The organism is Vibrio sp. TBV020, assembly GCF_046056895.1.
Lineage (GTDB): Bacteria > Pseudomonadota > Gammaproteobacteria > Enterobacterales > Vibrionaceae > Vibrio.
This window is the reverse complement of sequence record NZ_JBEEAQ010000003.1, coordinates 2541953-2558383: the sequence shown is the minus strand read 5'-3', so window position 1 is coordinate 2558383 and position 16431 is coordinate 2541953. Positions and strand designations below refer to the sequence as shown.

The 16431-nt window shown below is 44.3% G+C and carries 16 protein-coding genes and 1 tRNA gene; 6 read left to right on the top strand and 11 right to left on the bottom strand.

Going from position 1 to position 16431, the window contains the following annotated elements; all coding sequences use genetic code 11:
* Positions 1–262: 262 nt before the first annotated feature.
* Genes minE through minC form a run of 3 tightly spaced genes read right to left on the bottom strand, consistent with a single transcriptional unit; the run spans position 263 to position 2027 of the window.
* A complete protein-coding gene (gene minE, locus AAFX28_RS19565) occupies positions 263–526 on the bottom strand; it encodes a cell division topological specificity factor MinE (protein ID WP_126574534.1) in 264 nt (87 codons plus the stop codon).
* A 6-nt stretch (positions 527–532) separates the two neighbouring features.
* Positions 533–1345 (bottom strand): septum site-determining protein MinD, encoded by an 813-nt coding sequence (minD, locus tag AAFX28_RS19560; protein WP_408690140.1) that lies wholly within the window; start codon positions 1343–1345, stop codon positions 533–535.
* Between the two features lie 19 nt (positions 1346–1364).
* The gene (minC, locus tag AAFX28_RS19555) at positions 1365–2027 is read right to left on the bottom strand and encodes a septum site-determining protein MinC (RefSeq protein WP_408690139.1); all 663 of its coding nucleotides are present in this window, start codon (positions 2025–2027) and stop codon (positions 1365–1367) included.
* A 160-nt stretch (positions 2028–2187) separates the two neighbouring features.
* On the opposite strand from minC, the gene AAFX28_RS19550 reads away from it, so the two are divergent.
* The 4 genes from AAFX28_RS19550 (at position 2188) to AAFX28_RS19535 (ending at position 5917) form a co-directional block, all read left to right on the top strand.
* On the top strand, positions 2188–2478 hold the full coding sequence (locus tag AAFX28_RS19550; RefSeq protein ID WP_408690138.1) for a YcgL domain-containing protein: 291 nt from the start codon (positions 2188–2190) through the stop codon (positions 2476–2478).
* Between the two features lie 46 nt (positions 2479–2524).
* Positions 2525–3490: a lytic transglycosylase domain-containing protein gene (locus AAFX28_RS19545; protein ID WP_408690137.1), complete on the top strand. Its 966-nt coding sequence runs from the start codon at positions 2525–2527 to the stop codon at positions 3488–3490.
* A gap of 57 nt (positions 3491–3547) precedes the next feature.
* Positions 3548–4489, top strand: a complete 942-nt coding sequence (locus AAFX28_RS19540; RefSeq protein ID WP_408690136.1) for a LysR family transcriptional regulator — start codon at positions 3548–3550, stop codon at positions 4487–4489.
* A 228-nt stretch (positions 4490–4717) separates the two neighbouring features.
* Positions 4718–5917 carry a NupC/NupG family nucleoside CNT transporter gene (locus AAFX28_RS19535; RefSeq protein WP_408690134.1) on the top strand — a complete coding sequence of 400 codons (1200 nt, stop codon included), beginning with the start codon at positions 4718–4720 and terminating at the stop codon, positions 5915–5917.
* Between the two features lie 186 nt (positions 5918–6103).
* On the opposite strand, the gene folD is transcribed toward AAFX28_RS19535, so the two are convergent.
* Positions 6104–6964 (bottom strand): bifunctional methylenetetrahydrofolate dehydrogenase/methenyltetrahydrofolate cyclohydrolase FolD, encoded by an 861-nt coding sequence (gene folD / locus AAFX28_RS19530; protein WP_408690132.1) that lies wholly within the window; start codon positions 6962–6964, stop codon positions 6104–6106.
* Between the two features lie 201 nt (positions 6965–7165).
* Between folD and AAFX28_RS19525 the strand changes: the two genes are divergently transcribed.
* Both AAFX28_RS19525 and AAFX28_RS19520 read left to right on the top strand, forming a co-directional pair.
* Positions 7166–7242 (top strand) — tRNA-Arg (locus tag AAFX28_RS19525).
* Between the two features lie 416 nt (positions 7243–7658).
* Positions 7659–9230, top strand: coding sequence for a response regulator (locus AAFX28_RS19520; protein ID WP_408690130.1), 1572 nt, complete (start codon positions 7659–7661; stop codon positions 9228–9230).
* A 228-nt stretch (positions 9231–9458) separates the two neighbouring features.
* Here AAFX28_RS19520 and AAFX28_RS19515 read toward each other — a convergent pair whose 3' ends face one another.
* From AAFX28_RS19515 to AAFX28_RS19485, 7 genes are read right to left on the bottom strand one after another with little or no spacing between them, the layout of a single operon-like run.
* Entirely contained in the window at positions 9459–10358 is a 900-nt protein-coding gene (locus AAFX28_RS19515) for a sulfite exporter TauE/SafE family protein (protein WP_408690129.1), read from the bottom strand.
* Between the two features lie 24 nt (positions 10359–10382).
* Entirely contained in the window at positions 10383–11150 is a 768-nt protein-coding gene (locus tag AAFX28_RS19510; RefSeq protein WP_285467827.1) for an SDR family NAD(P)-dependent oxidoreductase, read from the bottom strand.
* Positions 11151–11205: 55 nt separating this feature from the next.
* The gene (locus AAFX28_RS19505) at positions 11206–12075 is read right to left on the bottom strand and encodes an NAD(P)-dependent oxidoreductase (RefSeq protein ID WP_408690126.1); all 870 of its coding nucleotides are present in this window, start codon (positions 12073–12075) and stop codon (positions 11206–11208) included.
* Between the two features lies 1 nt (position 12076).
* Positions 12077–12952: an SMP-30/gluconolactonase/LRE family protein gene (locus AAFX28_RS19500; RefSeq protein ID WP_408690124.1), complete on the bottom strand. Its 876-nt coding sequence runs from the start codon at positions 12950–12952 to the stop codon at positions 12077–12079.
* Positions 12945–13841, bottom strand: a complete 897-nt coding sequence (locus AAFX28_RS19495; RefSeq protein WP_408690122.1) for an aldose 1-epimerase — start codon at positions 13839–13841, stop codon at positions 12945–12947. The genes AAFX28_RS19500 and AAFX28_RS19495 overlap by 8 nt, the downstream gene beginning before the upstream one ends.
* Positions 13841–14632 carry an HpcH/HpaI aldolase family protein gene (locus AAFX28_RS19490; RefSeq protein WP_408690120.1) on the bottom strand — a complete coding sequence of 264 codons (792 nt, stop codon included), beginning with the start codon at positions 14630–14632 and terminating at the stop codon, positions 13841–13843. Before AAFX28_RS19490 ends, AAFX28_RS19495 begins: the two co-directional genes overlap by 1 nt.
* A gap of 10 nt (positions 14633–14642) precedes the next feature.
* A complete protein-coding gene (locus AAFX28_RS19485; protein ID WP_408690118.1) occupies positions 14643–16394 on the bottom strand; it encodes an IlvD/Edd family dehydratase in 1752 nt (583 codons plus the stop codon).
* Positions 16395–16431 lie beyond the last annotated feature (37 nt).

Below are 16431 nucleotides of genomic sequence, written 5' to 3'. Positions count from 1 at the left end.
TGAAAGCCCCAGTCGACGGACTGGGGCTTTTTTTGTTTGTAATGGTATAAATCTCGTAGCCGTATCAATCCATAGGGTGATGAAAAGCTAGGGATACTTGTCATTCCATAGAACGACGGAGGAGTGAGTAGGGAATCTCTGTTAGTTGATGACCACCTTGAGAGATCCCTAACTCGTTCGGACCTCACTCTTGAGGATGACGGAAGAAACAAAAAAAGCCGATGCTTTCACATCGGCCCTTGCGTCAATCTATCGAGAAGGATTATTTCTCATCTTCTGGCAGCTTAACATTAAGCTCCAAAACAGAGATGTCATCATCTTTATGTTCGAACGACAAATCAACCATGGAAGGATCTATCGCAACGTACTTGCTGATCACTTTAAGAATGTCTTCTTTAAGTTGAGGCAGGTATGAAGGAGCAGGATCACCTTGGCTTCGACGCTCTGCAACAATAATTTGTAGACGCTCTTTGGCTAGGTTTGCAGAACTTTTTTTCTGCGGGCGGAAAAACTCAAGTAATGACATACCGATTTAGCCTCCGAATAGACGTTTAAAGATTCCTTTCTTCTGCTCTGTCAGGAAGCGGAAATCCACTTGCTGACCAAGCAGGCGTTCAACTGTGTCATCGTAAGCCATACCCGCATCTGATTGATCATCAAAGATAACTGGCACACCCTTGTTTGAAGCGTTCAGTACAGCTTGGCTCTCTGGGATTACCCCCAATAGAGAAATGTGCAGGATCTCTTCAACATCTTCCACGCTTAACATATCGCCTTGGTTAACACGTGCTGGGTTGTAACGAGTAAGCAGTAGGTGTTGTTTTACTGGTTCAAGGCCTTCTTCAGCACGGCGAGATTTAGAGTCAAGGATGCCAAGGATACGGTCAGAGTCACGTACTGAAGATACTTCAGGGTTTGTGGTGACGATAGCTTCATCTGCAAAGTATAGTGCCATTAGCGCACCTTGCTCGATACCTGCTGGTGAATCACAGATAACAAAGTCGAAGCCCATCTCATCTAATTCATCAAGTACTCGACGCACGCCTTCTTTAGTTAGTGCATCTTTGTCACGCGTTTGAGAAGCGGGCAGGATAAACAGGTTGTCTGTACGCTTGTCTTTGATCATTGCCTGATTAAGAGTGGCTTCACCATTAATTACGTTCACGAAATCGTAAACGACGCGGCGTTCACAACCCATGATTAAATCAAGATTACGAAGACCAATATCAAAATCGATTACTGCCGTTTTTTTACCTTTCATCGCAAGGCCAGAAGCGATAGCAGCGCTTGATGTAGTTTTGCCTACACCACCTTTACCTGACGTTACAACAATAATGCGTGCCATTATGTGTTCCTTATAATTCTTAAATCGTTAATAACTCGAACTTTAGCGAGTCATTGTCCAAACTAAACATCACTTTCTGTTGCCAATACTCTTCGGCAAACTGCTCGGTTAACCAGTAGTGACCGGCGATAGACATTAATTCAGCGTTGAGCTTATTACAGATAATCACTGCGTCTTTATTACCATTTGCTCCAGCAATTGCTCGGCCGCGCAGGGTGCCATGAATATGAATTGAGCCATCGGCTATGACTTCAGCGCCTTCGCTAACGTGGTTTAATACCACTAAATCACAATCTTTCGCATAGATTTGCTGGCCTGAACGAACCGGCGAGCGAACAATTTTAGTCGGCTGCATCTTCGCTGGTGCTTGGGCTGGTGATTTACTTGCAGACATGACCGCGAATTTAGCTTCAGACGCCAAGTTCTCGGTTCTTTTGTCTTTGCAGCCAGTGACACCAACGGGAATCATCCCAGCAAGAGAAATGCCTTCTTTCAGCCTCGAAAAATCAATGTCACCATCAACTTTAGATATGTTTATGACAACAGGGGCCTGTGCAAAAAATGCAGGTGCCTGAGTAACCTTTTCTTGTAAGAAATGAATCGATTTTTCTACATCGTTGTCAGAAAGGTGCAAAACTGACAAAGTAAAGCTACTGCCTTTTAGGTCTGGGGTCTGTGACATCTTTTACTTACAACCTCTTAAGGGCGTTGCCTGAGACTAGGGGTATCATGTTATATTCCTACAATAAGCACAGCAAGCTATCTTGCGCTCAATTGACTGTTTTGCTCTCAAAAATGGCAAAACGCTAACGTTCCATGAATTAAACGGACAAAGGTTTCCCATGCTTTGTGCAATTTACAAAAGTTCTAAAAAAGAAGGCGCTTACTTATATATCCCGAAAAAGGATGATTTTTCACAAGTTCCTGACACATTAATGCAAATGTTTGGCAAACCTACCATGGTAATGGTAGTTAAACTTGAAGGGCGTAGCCTTGCACAAGTGGATGTAGAAAAAGTGAAGCAATCTCTCGAAGATGAAGGTTTTTTCTTGCAGCTACCGCCACCACCAAAGAACTTATTAGAAGAATACAAAGAGCAAAAACAAGCTCGTCAACAATCCGAAGGCGAATAGACACTTAAACTCGGATTGTTACTTATTTTGCTCAAGGAGGGCAGAAGTGAAGAAGTTATTGTCAGTTGCATTGGGTTTAGCTATTGCTTCCTCAGCTTACGCCAATGAGGGGACTTTTGAGCAGTACATTGAGGGGCTCAAAAGTGAGGCTCGAGATAAAGGCATATCTGAGCAAGTCATCAACCAAGCATTTGCAGAGGTTGAGCATAAGCCTCGTGCAGTGAAAGCGGATAAGAATCAGCCTGAAAAACGTTTAACGTTGGATGAATATATCCCGAGGGCGGTGCCTGATTGGAAGGTGAAACAGGCGAAGTCTCTTTATAAAGAGCACTATGCAGAGCTAAGTCGAATTGGTGAAGAATACGGTGTACAACCAAGATTCATCGTCGCGCTTTGGGGTGTAGAAAGTAACTTTGGCCGTTTTACTGGGAATTACCCGGTGATTGATGCGCTGTCGACTATGGCATATGACGGTCGTCGAGAAGCTTTCTTCCGTCAAGAGACCATGGCGGCACTGCAGATCTTGGATGAAGGCCATATTCAGTTTGAGGACTTCAAAGGTTCTTGGGCTGGAGCAATGGGTCAATGCCAATTCATGCCAAGTTCTTTTCTTACTTACGCCGCTGATGGCAACGGAGATGGCAAGAAGGATATTTGGAACACGGAAGCGGATGTATTTGCATCAGCCGCTAACTATCTGAGTCAGTCTGGTTGGAACGACACCTTCACTTGGGGGCGTCAGGTGAAACTGCCATCTGGTTTCAACATGGACCTAGAGGGGCGCGTTGAAGGCAAAGAGAAAACCTTAGCGGAGTGGAACCAACTTGGTATTACTCGTTACGATGGAAGCTCATTGCCACAAGTTGACGTCGACGCATGGTTGACGGCGCCGGACAATGCCAACGGTCGAGTTTATTTGGTTTACAACAACTACAATGTTCTTATGAAGTGGAATCGCTCTTACTACTTCGCACTTGCGGTGAGTCACCTTGCCGACAGAATCACATTGTAAGAATCACTAATTTATACAAAGGAGCTCAATTGAGCTCCTTTTTCTTTTGGAGTAACAGTGCAGTCAGAACGAGCTTCTCAAATGGTGGTCTTTGCTGCTTTATTGAAACATCAAAACTTCACTCAGGCTGCTAAAAGCTTAGGCGTGTCCGTTTCTCATGTGAGTAAACAGCTGGCGTTGTTGGAAGATTCTCTGGGTATTAAGCTAGTGCAGCGAACCACACGAAGCTTCACACCCACAGAAGCTGGCCAGTACTTCTACGAGCATTGCATCAAGTTAGTTGAGATCGTAGATGAGGCACAAAGAGAAATTGAATGTCAGCGCGATGAGGTAGCAGGGTTAGTGAAGCTAGGCTTATCTCAGTCATTTGGTACGTTGCATATTATTCCGGCCATTGAAGAGCTGCGCCAGCAATACCCGGGCTTACAGGTTGAGGTACACCTGTTTGACTATAAAGTGGATATGTTGCAAGAAGGGCTCGACTTGTGGATCACCAACAATGAACACTTACCAGAAGGTTACGTTGCTCAGCGTCTTGCTGATTCACAATTTGTCGTTGCAGCTTCACCTGACTATTTGCTGAATAATCCGACGCCGCTCCATCCTAGTGATCTTAACGCTCATAACTGTTTGATTTACAGAAGCTGGGAGCGAGACTACACACGTTGGGCGTTTTCAAATGACCAGGAGCAGATCAACGTTAAAGTTTCAGGTAACTATTCAGTAGATTTGGCTGAAGCGGTTCGTGATGCTGCGGTAGCAGGGTGGGGCATTGCTTATCTAGCAACCTATCTTATTGGAGATGAATTCAAGAATGGGGAGCTGATTCAACTTTTCCCGAATTGGCGAGCTTCTCAAAGTATGCCTTTCTATGCGGTTTACCCAAGTCGTCGTTACTTACCGAAAAAGACAGTTGCTGTAATTGATTTTATTAAACAAAAGATCGGTATGCCTTGTCATTGGGATAAGCGGCTAAGCCCTTATATTCAACGGCCTTAGTCTTAGGAAGTGACAAGTGTATTATTTCTAAAGCTAGAAACATCTTTTCCATATAGAAACAATAATGAAAGGCAAACGTTTAAGTTTTTATAAAACAGTGAGTTATGTGGCTGTTTGTTTTTTGTTCGTCGCCTAGCATCATCATATTAACAAATGTGATTTGCATCTCATTTTTGAGTCTATACACTCCGGCGCCACTCTTGTTCCCCCTTTTGTCGGATTCATGTTATGAACTCAATTCTTGGTATTGTTGCCATTCTCTTCTTAGCTTGGTTACTCTCTACGAATAGAAAAAGCATCAACGTAAAAACAGTTTCGTTAGCCTTTGCTCTTCAGGTTACTTTTGCCCTATTGGTGCTTTATGTCCCTGCAGGTAAAGAAGCTCTGAATAGTGTGACAGGCGCGGTTTCTAACCTCATTAACTATGGCCAAGAAGGTATCGCGTTCCTATTCGGTGGCTTAGCTACGGGTGGGTTTACGTTTGCCATCAATGTACTTGGTATCATCATTTTCTTCTCTGCTTTGATTTCAGGCTTATACCATATCGGCCTGATGCCGAAAGTTATCAATGTGATTGGTGGCGGTCTGCAAAAACTATTGGGTATCGGCCGCGCTGAGTCTTTGTCTGCAACTGCGAACATTTTTGTTGGCATGATTGAAGCCCCACTTGTTGTTAAGCCTTATCTAAAACATATGACAGATTCACAGTTCTTCGCTGTGATGGTTGGTGGTTTAGCATCGGTTGCTGGTGGCACATTGGTTGGCTACGCATCTCTTGGTGTAGAGCTTAATTACCTAATTGCCGCTGCTTTTATGTCAGCACCTGCAGGTCTATTGATGGCAAAAATCATGGTGCCAGAAACAGAGACTATCGATACAAGCACTGAGCTGGATAACGTTGAAATGCCTAGAGCGACTAACGTTGTAGAAGCAATGGCTGATGGCGCTATGTCTGGTCTGCGTATTGCCGTTGCGGTTGGTGCAACACTTTTAGCGTTTATCAGTGTCATCGCGATGCTAAACGGCATGCTAGGCTGGGTTGGTGGATTAATGGGTATGTCACTAAGCTTTGAGTTATTGCTTGGTTACCTATTTGCTCCAGTCGCATGGTTATTAGGCATCCCTTGGGCAGAAGCTGTAACAGCGGGCTCTTTGATTGGCAATAAAGTTGTTGTAAACGAATTCGTAGCCTTCATCCAACTGATGGATGTTAAAGCACAGCTAAGTGAGCACTCACAAGCAATTGTTACTTTTGCATTATGTGGTTTTGCCAATATCTCGACAATGGCAATGCTAATTGGTGGCTTAGGTAGCGTAGTACCGGAAAAGCGTCCATTTATTTCTAAATATGGTTTCCGTGCGATTGCTGCAGGTGTGATGGCAAACCTAATGAGTGCCTCAATTGCGGGTGTGATTCTTAGTTTGTAAGAGCTCTCCTGCGTGTCATTCCATAGAGCGATGAAGGAGAGAGTAGGGAAACTGGTTAAGTTGTTCGACTTACAGAAAGAGATTCCCAACTCGGTCATTCTTCCCTCTCGGGAATGACGGACAAAAAGAAAGGGTTGATGTCTTTAAACATCAACCCTTTTTTAATGCTGTTAAACGCTTTGAGCTCTATTTTTTAGTATGGAATTGTTCGCATGCCAGCATCGTATTTTCAATCAGGCTTGCTACAGTCATCGGGCCTACACCACCTGGTACAGGAGTGATGAAGCTTGCGTTTTCTTTTGCGACTTCGTAATCCACGTCTCCAACCAGTTTGCCTGATTCTAGGCGGTTGATACCTACATCAACCACAACAGCGCCTTTTTTGATCCAATTACCTGGAATAAAGTTAGGTTTACCGACAGCGACAACAACAAGATCTGCTTGGCGAACATGACCTTCTAAATCTTTAGTGAAACGGTGACATGTTGTCGTTGTACAGCCAGCAAGTAGCAATTCAAGTGTCATTGGGCGACCAACGATGTTAGAAGCACCTACAACAACAGCATGCATGCCACGTAGATTGATATTGTAACGATCAAGCAGAGTAACAATGCCTTTAGGCGTACATGAGCGTAGCTTTGGAATGCGCTGCGCTAGACGACCAACGTTGTATGGGTGGAAGCCATCAACATCTTTTTCAGGGTGGATACGCTCTAGTACGTGTGTTGCATCAATGCCAGCAGGAAGAGGTAGCTGAACAAGGATACCGTCAATTTCGTTATCACCATTTAATTCATCAATAAGAGCAAGAAGCTCTTCTTCAGTTGTCGTTGCAGGAAGATCGAAAGACTTTGAGATAAAGCCCACTTCTTCACAAGCGCGACGTTTACTGCCCACATATACCTGAGATGCTGGATCTTCTCCAACTAAGACTACCGCAAGACCAGGAGCACGAAGTCCTGCTTCTTTACGAGCTTTCACTCGTGCGGCTACTTCTGAACGAACGGTTTGGGAAATAAGAGTTCCGTCGATATTTTGAGCTGTCATGACATACCTTAAGAATTTATGGCGACTTATTTGCAGCGCATTGTCGCAAATTATTTGACGAACATCTATAAGCAAACGTTTGCTTTGTGGTGTTTTTAATCAAAATAGAATTCCGTGCCCTTTTTTTAGTCAATCAGATCATAATGTTAAACAAAGCCCTTGTTTTAACGGCTCATCCTCGTATAATCCTGTCCCTGTAGCGCGCCCTTAGCTCAGCTGGATAGAGCACGTCCCTTCTAAGGATGTGGTCATAGGTTCGAATCCTATAGGGCGTGCCATTTATTTAGAAAACCCCGATGACTCATTGAGTTATCGGGGTTTTTGCTTTTAATGCTCTCTAAATAATCCAATCACGTACTCCATATTGCCTCTTTCTAGTTTACTCACAAAGGTAGGGGCTATTTTTAACGGAATTAGTCAGTTTCTTCTTATGTTAAGTTCTTTATGATTTGAAAAATGAATCAATTAGAAATGATGAAGTTTATCTTAAGTTATTGAAATAAAATATTTAATTTACTTTTTAGATTGATTGATTTGTAAATTTTTCTCTGTTTGTGTATTTAGAACATCGAGTTAAAAGACGAAAGGGTTCTCTTCATTTTCGTCAAAGTTTAGATATAGCGATAGATACGAATAAATGGCCCGCAACTTAGATCTAAGAAACAAGCGAATATTGATTGTCGAGGAAAACAGCATGTTCGCTTCCTCAATCAAAAATATGCTGAAAAAAATGGGTGGGGAAGATGACAAGGTGTTTAAAGCACAGAACATCGTGACCTACCGTCATTTGATCAATCAACGTTCATTTGATGTCATTATTTGTTCTTACACCAGCAGAAAAAGAGTCGTTGGCGAACGTTACTACTACCTCTACCAACAGAGCTTAGCGTTTTCGAAAAAGTGTTCATTCATCATGGTTGCGAATAGTGATGATGAACAGCAACTCCAAGAAGTAGAGGAATTAAATCTTGATAACATTCTTGGGCATCCATTCAATTATATTCAATTGAAACAGACCTTGACGGTTAGCCTGCTTAAGCGAGATGTTTTACTCGCGGTACATAAACATCTTGTTCTCGGTTACTTTGAAAGCGTCATGCGTATTTGTGATGCTCAGCTGAAGCGTAAAGGACCTAAGTGGTTTGGTTGTCATAAAGTTGTGATCGATTTTTATATCGAACAAGAAAATTTTGCAGCAGCATTTGAGACTCTTGAGCGCCTTCATCTACAAGTGAAACATCCCTGGCCTTTAGCTACGTTGATATCGCTCCATCATGAATTAGGAAATATCGATAGGGCATTGGCTTTAGCTTATGAGTATGAATTGTTGGACTACCCAACTGATCCACTCGTGTCGCAAATCACCGCTTATCAGTCAGTGTTAGAAAGTGATGTGGAGCGTGCGGTTGAGGTGATGAATAAGCTTTGTCTTCGTTTTCCTCATCGTGTTGAGCTGACGGTAAATTGTTCGATGCTTCATGCAGGGATAGGTGCTTATCAGACCGCGAAATGTTGTATTGATAAAGTCGATTACGAGTCGATCGTAAATCAAGACCAGCAAATACAAGTTGAAGAATTGCGTTTGTTTTTAGACCTTGTCATTGCGTTCCAAACTAAAAGGAAGTTGAACCCTGCGACGGTAAAAGCAACGCTCAATCAAATGATTGTGATGAAAGAAAATCCAGAGGGTGATTCTCATAAGTTAACTAAAGGCATCTACCATCTCTTGCTGCAGATGAATAGCTTTAATCCGGTTTACTCACCCAAGAGACTTGATGCCATGTATTCAAAAACGAAGTGGTTGCATCGTAAACTGATTCTTATAGCCGTAGCTCTGCATATAGGCTGTTTAGAGCTTGTTAAAAAATGGTCTATAGAATTGAAGCAACAAAGCCAGCCTAAGAAAGACTTTACCATGGCGGTCAATGACTTGATTTTAAAACGTGTTGATGTCCGTCTTGCCAATAAATTGAGTGCTATAAAAATAGCCCAAGAGAAAGAGTCTGCCGGTGGTGTGATTGATTCGTTGGCGATCAAAGCGAAAGAAGTCCCATATTTCATTAATAACCACTCGCACTTCATCAACGCCATGTTGAAGTATAATGTGGCTGAACATCATGACCTACAGCAGCTTGGTGAGCAGTTCTCGACCAGTGTTAATATTGTGATTGCCAATTTGATGAAGCAAGATGCCGCTCACCCGAAAGTGAGTAAAATTCTACAAGCGAAGCAAATTGTTGAGCAAAGAATACAAAGCGTCGCATAAAACTAAACAAAAAAAGCCAGCAAAAGAGCTGGCACGACAGAGTGTGATTAAACAATGCTGGAAATGTTTAGGAGCTTATCATCGTTAATGAAGAATTCATTATTGTGTTGCACCTGTGAGCAAAGACATCACTAAGAAGAGAAGGGAGAGATAGTAACTCTATCTTGTTATAAGAAGCTGCGGTCTTAGTAAGGTACCGCAGCTTTGTTTTTTCTAATAACCTTACGGTTACGCAGTTGCAGCTTCGTTAGCTTTAGCTTCTTCGTCTGCTTTACGAATTGCAGCTACTTTCTTACCAAAAGCAAGTTGGCAAAGCGCTAGAGCACCGAAAGCTACACCTAAACATAGTGCTGCAGGTAGGTCAGCGGCACCTTTGATTAGCATCGCACCTGATGCAATCAGAAGTACAAATACCATCAGACGGAATACAGATGTTGGAATGCGTTTATGAACGTACTGACCAACAACAGAGCCAAGAATCATAGTCGGGATAGCGAACATTACTAGCTTCACTGTATCGACAGTAAGAATACCGCTTGTTGCCAAACCTCCAATGATTGTTAGGTTGTTTGCAGTAAAGAATGCATTCAGTGTGCCACGGAAAGCCGCAGGGCCAAGGTTACGAAGCATACCGTAGATAACAACCGGTGGACCATTCGTAGAGAACGCCGCACCTAACGCACCTGCTACGGCACCCATTGGCGCTGCAATCCAGTTTTTATCGTAAACCGGTAGACGTGGAATAAATAGGCTGTAAAAAGAGTAAACGATTAGGAAAATACCTAGGCCCATTTTCATGATGCTGTCTGGTAGGTAAGACAGTGCGTAAATACCCACTGGTACACCTAAGATTGAGAAACCAATCAGAACCATTGCTGATTTCCAGTCAGTCTCTTTACGAGATAGCCATGTAGCGTATAACGCTGTTGCCGTACCAACCATAACGGACATCGGTGCCGCCATTTTTACTGGTAAAAGCATTGATACCAAAGGCATCGTCGTTAGGCCGCCACCAAAGCCTGCACAAATGCCGACAAAGGTGTACATGAACATAAGACCCACAACAGTAATCACGGTTGTGCCGCTTAGTGCATCTCCATCTGGAGTTGTTAAATCAAAAAATGACATTGCTAAAAATCCATTTAATTATAATTAGTTAAGAGTTAGACCTGCATCTACAATGAAGTCTTGGCCAGTACAACCACAAGATTCATCCGAACCTAAGAAAAGCGCTAGACGAGCACAGTGAGTGCCATCTAAGCGGAATTTAAGCGCTTGAAGTTCTACAAATTGGTTTACTGCTGATGGGTCTAGTTTGGCCCACATTGCGTCTTGCTTAGGTGTGCGAATTGCACCCGGAACAAGGCTGTTTACACGAATGCCACGCTCACCTAGCTCTTGCGCTAGAGTGCGAGTGAAACCGTGGATAGCTGCTTTAGACAGTGAGTAACACACGCGACCTGGGCGGCCACGCATCCAGTTGATTGAACCCATGTTGATGATTGAGCCAGCGCCTTTTTCTGTCATGCCATCAATCACGCTTTGGATTGCAAACAGTTGGTGGCGTAGGTTCATGTTGATGCGGTTGTCGAAGTATTCTTCTGTTAGATCGTCGATAGTGTGGTGATCATCAGAACCAGCGTTGTTTACCAGAATATCAACGGTGCCGTAGTGCTTAGACACTTCTTGGAAACAGTTTTGAAGCAGTTCAGTGTTAGTCACATCACAGAACAGGAATAGGCAACCAAGTTCTTCAGCAAGTTTCTCACCTGCTTCTTTGTCGTAATCTAGGAAAGCAACTTTAGAGCCTTGGCTTACAAAGCTGCGTACCAGCTCTTCACCGATGCCACTTGCACCACCCGTAATTACAGCAACTTTGCCTTCAAGAGATGCGTATTTTACATTTTCTGCGTAATTCATTTTCTTTTGCCTCGATTGGAAATTACCTCCAGCCGATAGCCGGAGGTCAAATTAGTTATGCTTTTGAATTTTGTTGAACAACTTTGTAAGTTGCACAGAAGTCTTCACCGCCGATACCCGCTTCTAAACCTTGGTCGTATACCGCCTTAACGACGTCTGCACCTGGTAGCGTCAGGCCTGACTCTTCCATCATTGATTTCATGATGTGAACATCTTTTGCCATGTTCTCTAGAGAAAAAGCAGTGGTGTAATCTTGTTTAGCGATAGCAGGAAGCTTACCTGTCATGTAAAAGTTTGATGCACCACCGTAAGAGCATGCGGTACCAAAATCGTCCTTTTCGATACCGTAGTGCTCAGCTGCTGCAACCATCTCGTTCATCGCGTTTTGAATGCCGCCAACTAGGTTGTTGTGAAGAATTTTCATCACAAGACCACGGCCGTTATCGCCTAGGTGAATTTGGTTTGAGCCCATCATTGCTAAGATGTGTTCTACTTTTGCGTATGCGGCTTTGTCACCACCGATGTAGATACCTAAATCAGCGGCGATTGCTGCCGGTACAGATTTAACAACCGGCGCATCAAGCATGATTGCGCCAGTTTCAGCTACTTGCTTTGACACTTCGATAGACACGCTCGGATCGATAGTCGACATATCGATAGTAATGTGGCGCTCAGACAGTTCAGGGATAAGCTCTTTGTAAACGGCTTGTACGTGGACTGATTTCGGTACCATCGAGATAATAACGTCCGCTTTTTTTGCAACATCTGCGATGCTGTCTGCGGCTGTTGCGCCCGCGTCCACAAGCTTAGCGACTTGCTCTTTGTTTAGGTCGTAAACAAAAACTTTACCTTCGTGTTTTTGAACGATGTTCTTTGACATCGCTTCACCCATAAGACCTAGGCCAATAAATCCAATAGTTTGCATATTATTCGTTCTCTAAAAATGTTGGTTTGACCATACCGGCCACGTTGGTTCTCATTGTGAAGATCGCACCGGAAAGCGGGCGCTCTTCAAGTTCTTCCTGTTCCATATTTTCACGAGTAGTTGTAATGAAGAGTGTCTTCATATCGTCACCACCAAAGCAGACCATGGTTGGGCAGCGCACTGGCAGTGGGTACTCTTCAAGGATCTCGCCTTCAGGGCTGATTCTTGCGATACGGTGACCATCAAACAGTGCTGTCCAGTAACAACCTTCCACATCAACTGCCGCACCGTCAGGACGACCATTGCCTTGAGGGAAAGTCTTAAACACTTCACGCATTCCCAGCTCACCGTCCGCCAGTAGAGGGGTTCGGTACATCACATGATTAGGAGTGTCAGTGGTGTACATCCACTTTTTGTCAGGGCTGAATGCAAGGCCGTTAGCGCCAAGAATGTCGCACTGCACAACCTTTGGTGTAAGCGAGGCATCAATACGCATCAACATTGCACCGTTGAACGTTCTTGGGCCCCAGTAAGTGCCCGCATAGAAGCGGCCATCTTGGTCAACACCGCCGTCATTGAAACGCGCAACAAACGGGTTGTTTGGGTTTTCACATATTTGCTTTTCGATCTTGCCGCTGTCATCAGTAAGGAAGATGCCTGTACGCATAGCTGCAATGAAGCCGCCTTTTTCACGCAGAGCAAAACAACCCACTTCTTCATCGAAGTTCAGTACTGTGTGAGCTTTGCTCTCAGGGCAGAAACGATGGATCTCGTGTTCTAGAATGTCTGTCCAAAGTAGAGTTTGGGTCTTGGCATCCCAAGTTGGGCATTCAGGTAAATGCCCGATGTAATCGAATAAGACTTCTGGGTTACTCATAATCTGAAACCTTAATAATCATTGTCATTGATACGGACTGACCAGCATCGACTAGCTTCATTGCCTGGTCACTTTCACCATTGACGAGGTCGTTAATTGCATTGTTTACGTTTGTGACTGGCTCGATAGCAACAAAGTTTTTCTCGGCTCCTGGAACGAATACAATCACGTTGTTTGCATCCGGAGAGCTCATTTCTGCTCTTACTCCAAGATTAGGCCAAATCACATTGGCACGACCATTCCAACCAGAGAAACAGTTGTCGACTGAACCTGGTTGAGGACGTCGTAAGGTACTGAAATCCCACTCTTTAGGCACATCAGTCGTAGCGCATGGCAAGGTGTTTTCATCGTTAACCAACACTTTGTCCGCGTTAAGTTGAATCAAACTTTGGTCGGCATTAGCAAAGTAAGGGTGAAAGCCAAGGCCAACTGGGACAGTTTTTTCTGCTAAGTTGAAGTATTTCAGGGTTACTCTTAGCTCATTTTCTACCAGTTCAAAGGTTTGAGTCGCTTGATATGGCCATGGCCAATGGTGGTAACTATCCGTATCTGCTTGATGTAAAAATTTGAGAATGCACCCTGTAGCGGATTCCTCTGCTACCACCCATTCCCCTTTCCAAGCGTTCCCATGAATAGAGTGTGGGTGATCCCCAAAGTTTTTAATTAGTTCATAACGCTCGCCACCAAACTCAAATTTACCCAGCCCGATCCGGTTGGAGTAAGGCACAAGAGGAAAACTCCCTGACTGATTCACAATCACATCATCTTGATTGGGTAACGGCCTTAAAATATCGATACCTCGATAGGTTAAGCCTGCGATTGCACCGCCAAGTTGTGGAGCGACTTTGAGTACAAGTTCGCCTTGAGTTTTGGTGACGACATTAAGCATTAGTAAACCTCACCGCCTGATACTGTGATTTCTTCACCGCGGATAGCTGCTAGCTGCTCTTTTGCACGAGCCATTAGGTAGCTCATGTCAGAACCTAGCGCGACGAATGAGAAGCCCATTTCTTGGTATTTGTTCGCCAATTCAGGTGTGCCGCCAACAATCCCGCAAGGTAGGCCCAGTGTTTTAGCTTTATCTAGACCTTGTGCGATTTTTGCTTGTACCTCAGGGTGAGACGGGTTACCCGTATGGCCCATTGCCGCAGACATATCGCCAGGGCCGATGAAGAAGCCAGTCACACCTTCAACCGCTGCAATCTCTTCCATATTGTCGATCGCCTCTGGTGTTTCCATCTGTAAAATGAAGCATAGTTCTTCGTTTGCTTCACGTAGGAAATCAGAGTTTGAACCGTACATAGAAGCACGGTGAACTGCTGCAAAACCACGTTTACCTAGTGGTGGGTAGTAAGCCGCTTCTACTGCTGCTTTTGCTTCTGCTGCCGTGTTAATGAAAGGCACCATCAGTGAATTTGCGCCACCATCAAGAGCACGTTTGATCAATACAACGTCGTTCCACGCTAGTCGGTAAAGCGGAACTGTTTTGTTTGATGCGTTACGAATCGCACGATCGATTCGAACTGCATCAAGTGAATCTACAGGTACGTGTTCTTGGTCCAGTACCAAGAAGTCAAAGCCCACTGTCGCCATCGCTTCAGCAACGGTATCGCTGCCTGTCATCATCCAAGTACCAAGCTGTACGTCACCAGCTTCAATTGCGTTTTTAAATTTGTTCATTGTTTATACCTTAGTGAATTGGTGGCTCTGGAACGTCGCTGCCCGCTTGAAGGAAATCGAAATCACACCCTTCGTCTGCTTGAGTAACGTGCTGCTGATAGAGCGCGGCGTACGAACGCTCGAATGTTTTATGTGTTGGTTTTAAGTTCTCACGACGGTTTGCTAATTCTTCTTCAGATACCAGCATGTTCAGAGTGCCTGCTTCAATGTCGAGTTCGATGATGTCGTCAGTTTTCACCAATGCGAGTGGACCACCCACTGCTGATTCTGGCGCTACGTGTAAGATACAAGTGCCGTAGTGTGTGCCTGACATGCGTGCATCGGTAATTCGAACCATGTCAGTAACGCCTTCTTTAAGAAGTTTCTTAGGAATTGGAAGGTTGCCCCATTCCGGCATACCCGGTGCACCAACTGGCCCTGCGTTTCTTAGGATGATGACTGTGTCTTTAGTCACATCTAAGTCTGGCTGATCGATGGTGTCTGATAAATCTTGGTGATTATCGAATACAAGTGCACGACCACGGTGTTTACGCAATTCAGGCAGTGCCGCTGAAGATTTCATTACCGCACCGTTCGGGCATAAGTTGCCTTTAAGAACAGATAATGCGCAGCCTTGAGATAATGGCACTACTGGATTTTCTAGGTCACGGATAACGTTGTCATCGTAACAATCCGCGTGTTCTAACCAGCTGCTCATTGGTGTATTGAGCACACCCGTTACGTCAAGGTGTAAGAACTGGCTGATTTTCTTCAACTGAGCCATTAAGCCACCAGCAAAGAAAAACTCTTCCATTAACTGATCACCAGATGGGAACAAGTTTGCTAGAACAGGTACTTTACGGGCAATAGCTTCCATATCATCAAGTGTGATCTTAATTTTCGCTCTGTTAGCCATCGCAATCAGGTGAATGGCTGCGTTTGTTGAGCCACCAACCGCCATGTAAGCAACGATACCGTTCAGGAAGTTTTCGCGAGTTAGCCATGAAGAAGGCTTATGGTCATACCAAACCATATCAACAATTGTTTTACCGCACTGCGCAGCCATTTGTGTATGGCGCGAGTCAGCTGCAGGAATTGAAGAAGCCCCCGGAATCATAAAGCCGATAGCATCTGCAATAGAAGTCATCGTTGATGCAGTACCCATAGTGTTACAAGTACCAATTGAGCGAGTCATTGCACCTTCTAGTTCAACCCAGTCGTGCTGAGTGATAGCACCTAAACGCAGTTGATCCCAGTATTTCTTAGTATGTGTACCCGCACCCGTTGTTGTACCGCGCCATTTTCCTGAAGACATAGGCCCAGCAGGGCAAAATAGCATCGGAATATCCATTGAAATTGCGCCCATTAATAGAGCTGGAGTCGATTTATCACACCCACCCATCAAAATAGCACCATCAATTGGGTGTTGACGCAGTAGTTCTTCTGCTTCCATAGCAAGAAAATTGCGATATAACATCGTTGTTGGTTTGACCAGTACTTCACCTACAGAAAGTGCAGGTAGCTCTACTGGATAACCACCTGACGCCCATACTGCTCGTTTAACGGCTTCAGCTCGTTCTCTTAGGTGAGAGTGGCAAGGGCTTAGATCGCTCCAGGTATTGATAATGCCAATGACTGGCTTACCCATGAATTCTTCGCGATTTAGGCCCATCTGTTGACTGCGTTGACGGTGAGCAAACGCTCGAATCGTATCAGGTGCATACCAACGTTGGCTTCGTAGCTCTGAAATATCGCGTTTCTTCAAATTCGCTGTATTAAACATAAATTCCAACTTTCTGTTTGTATCTCTTGGCAGGAAC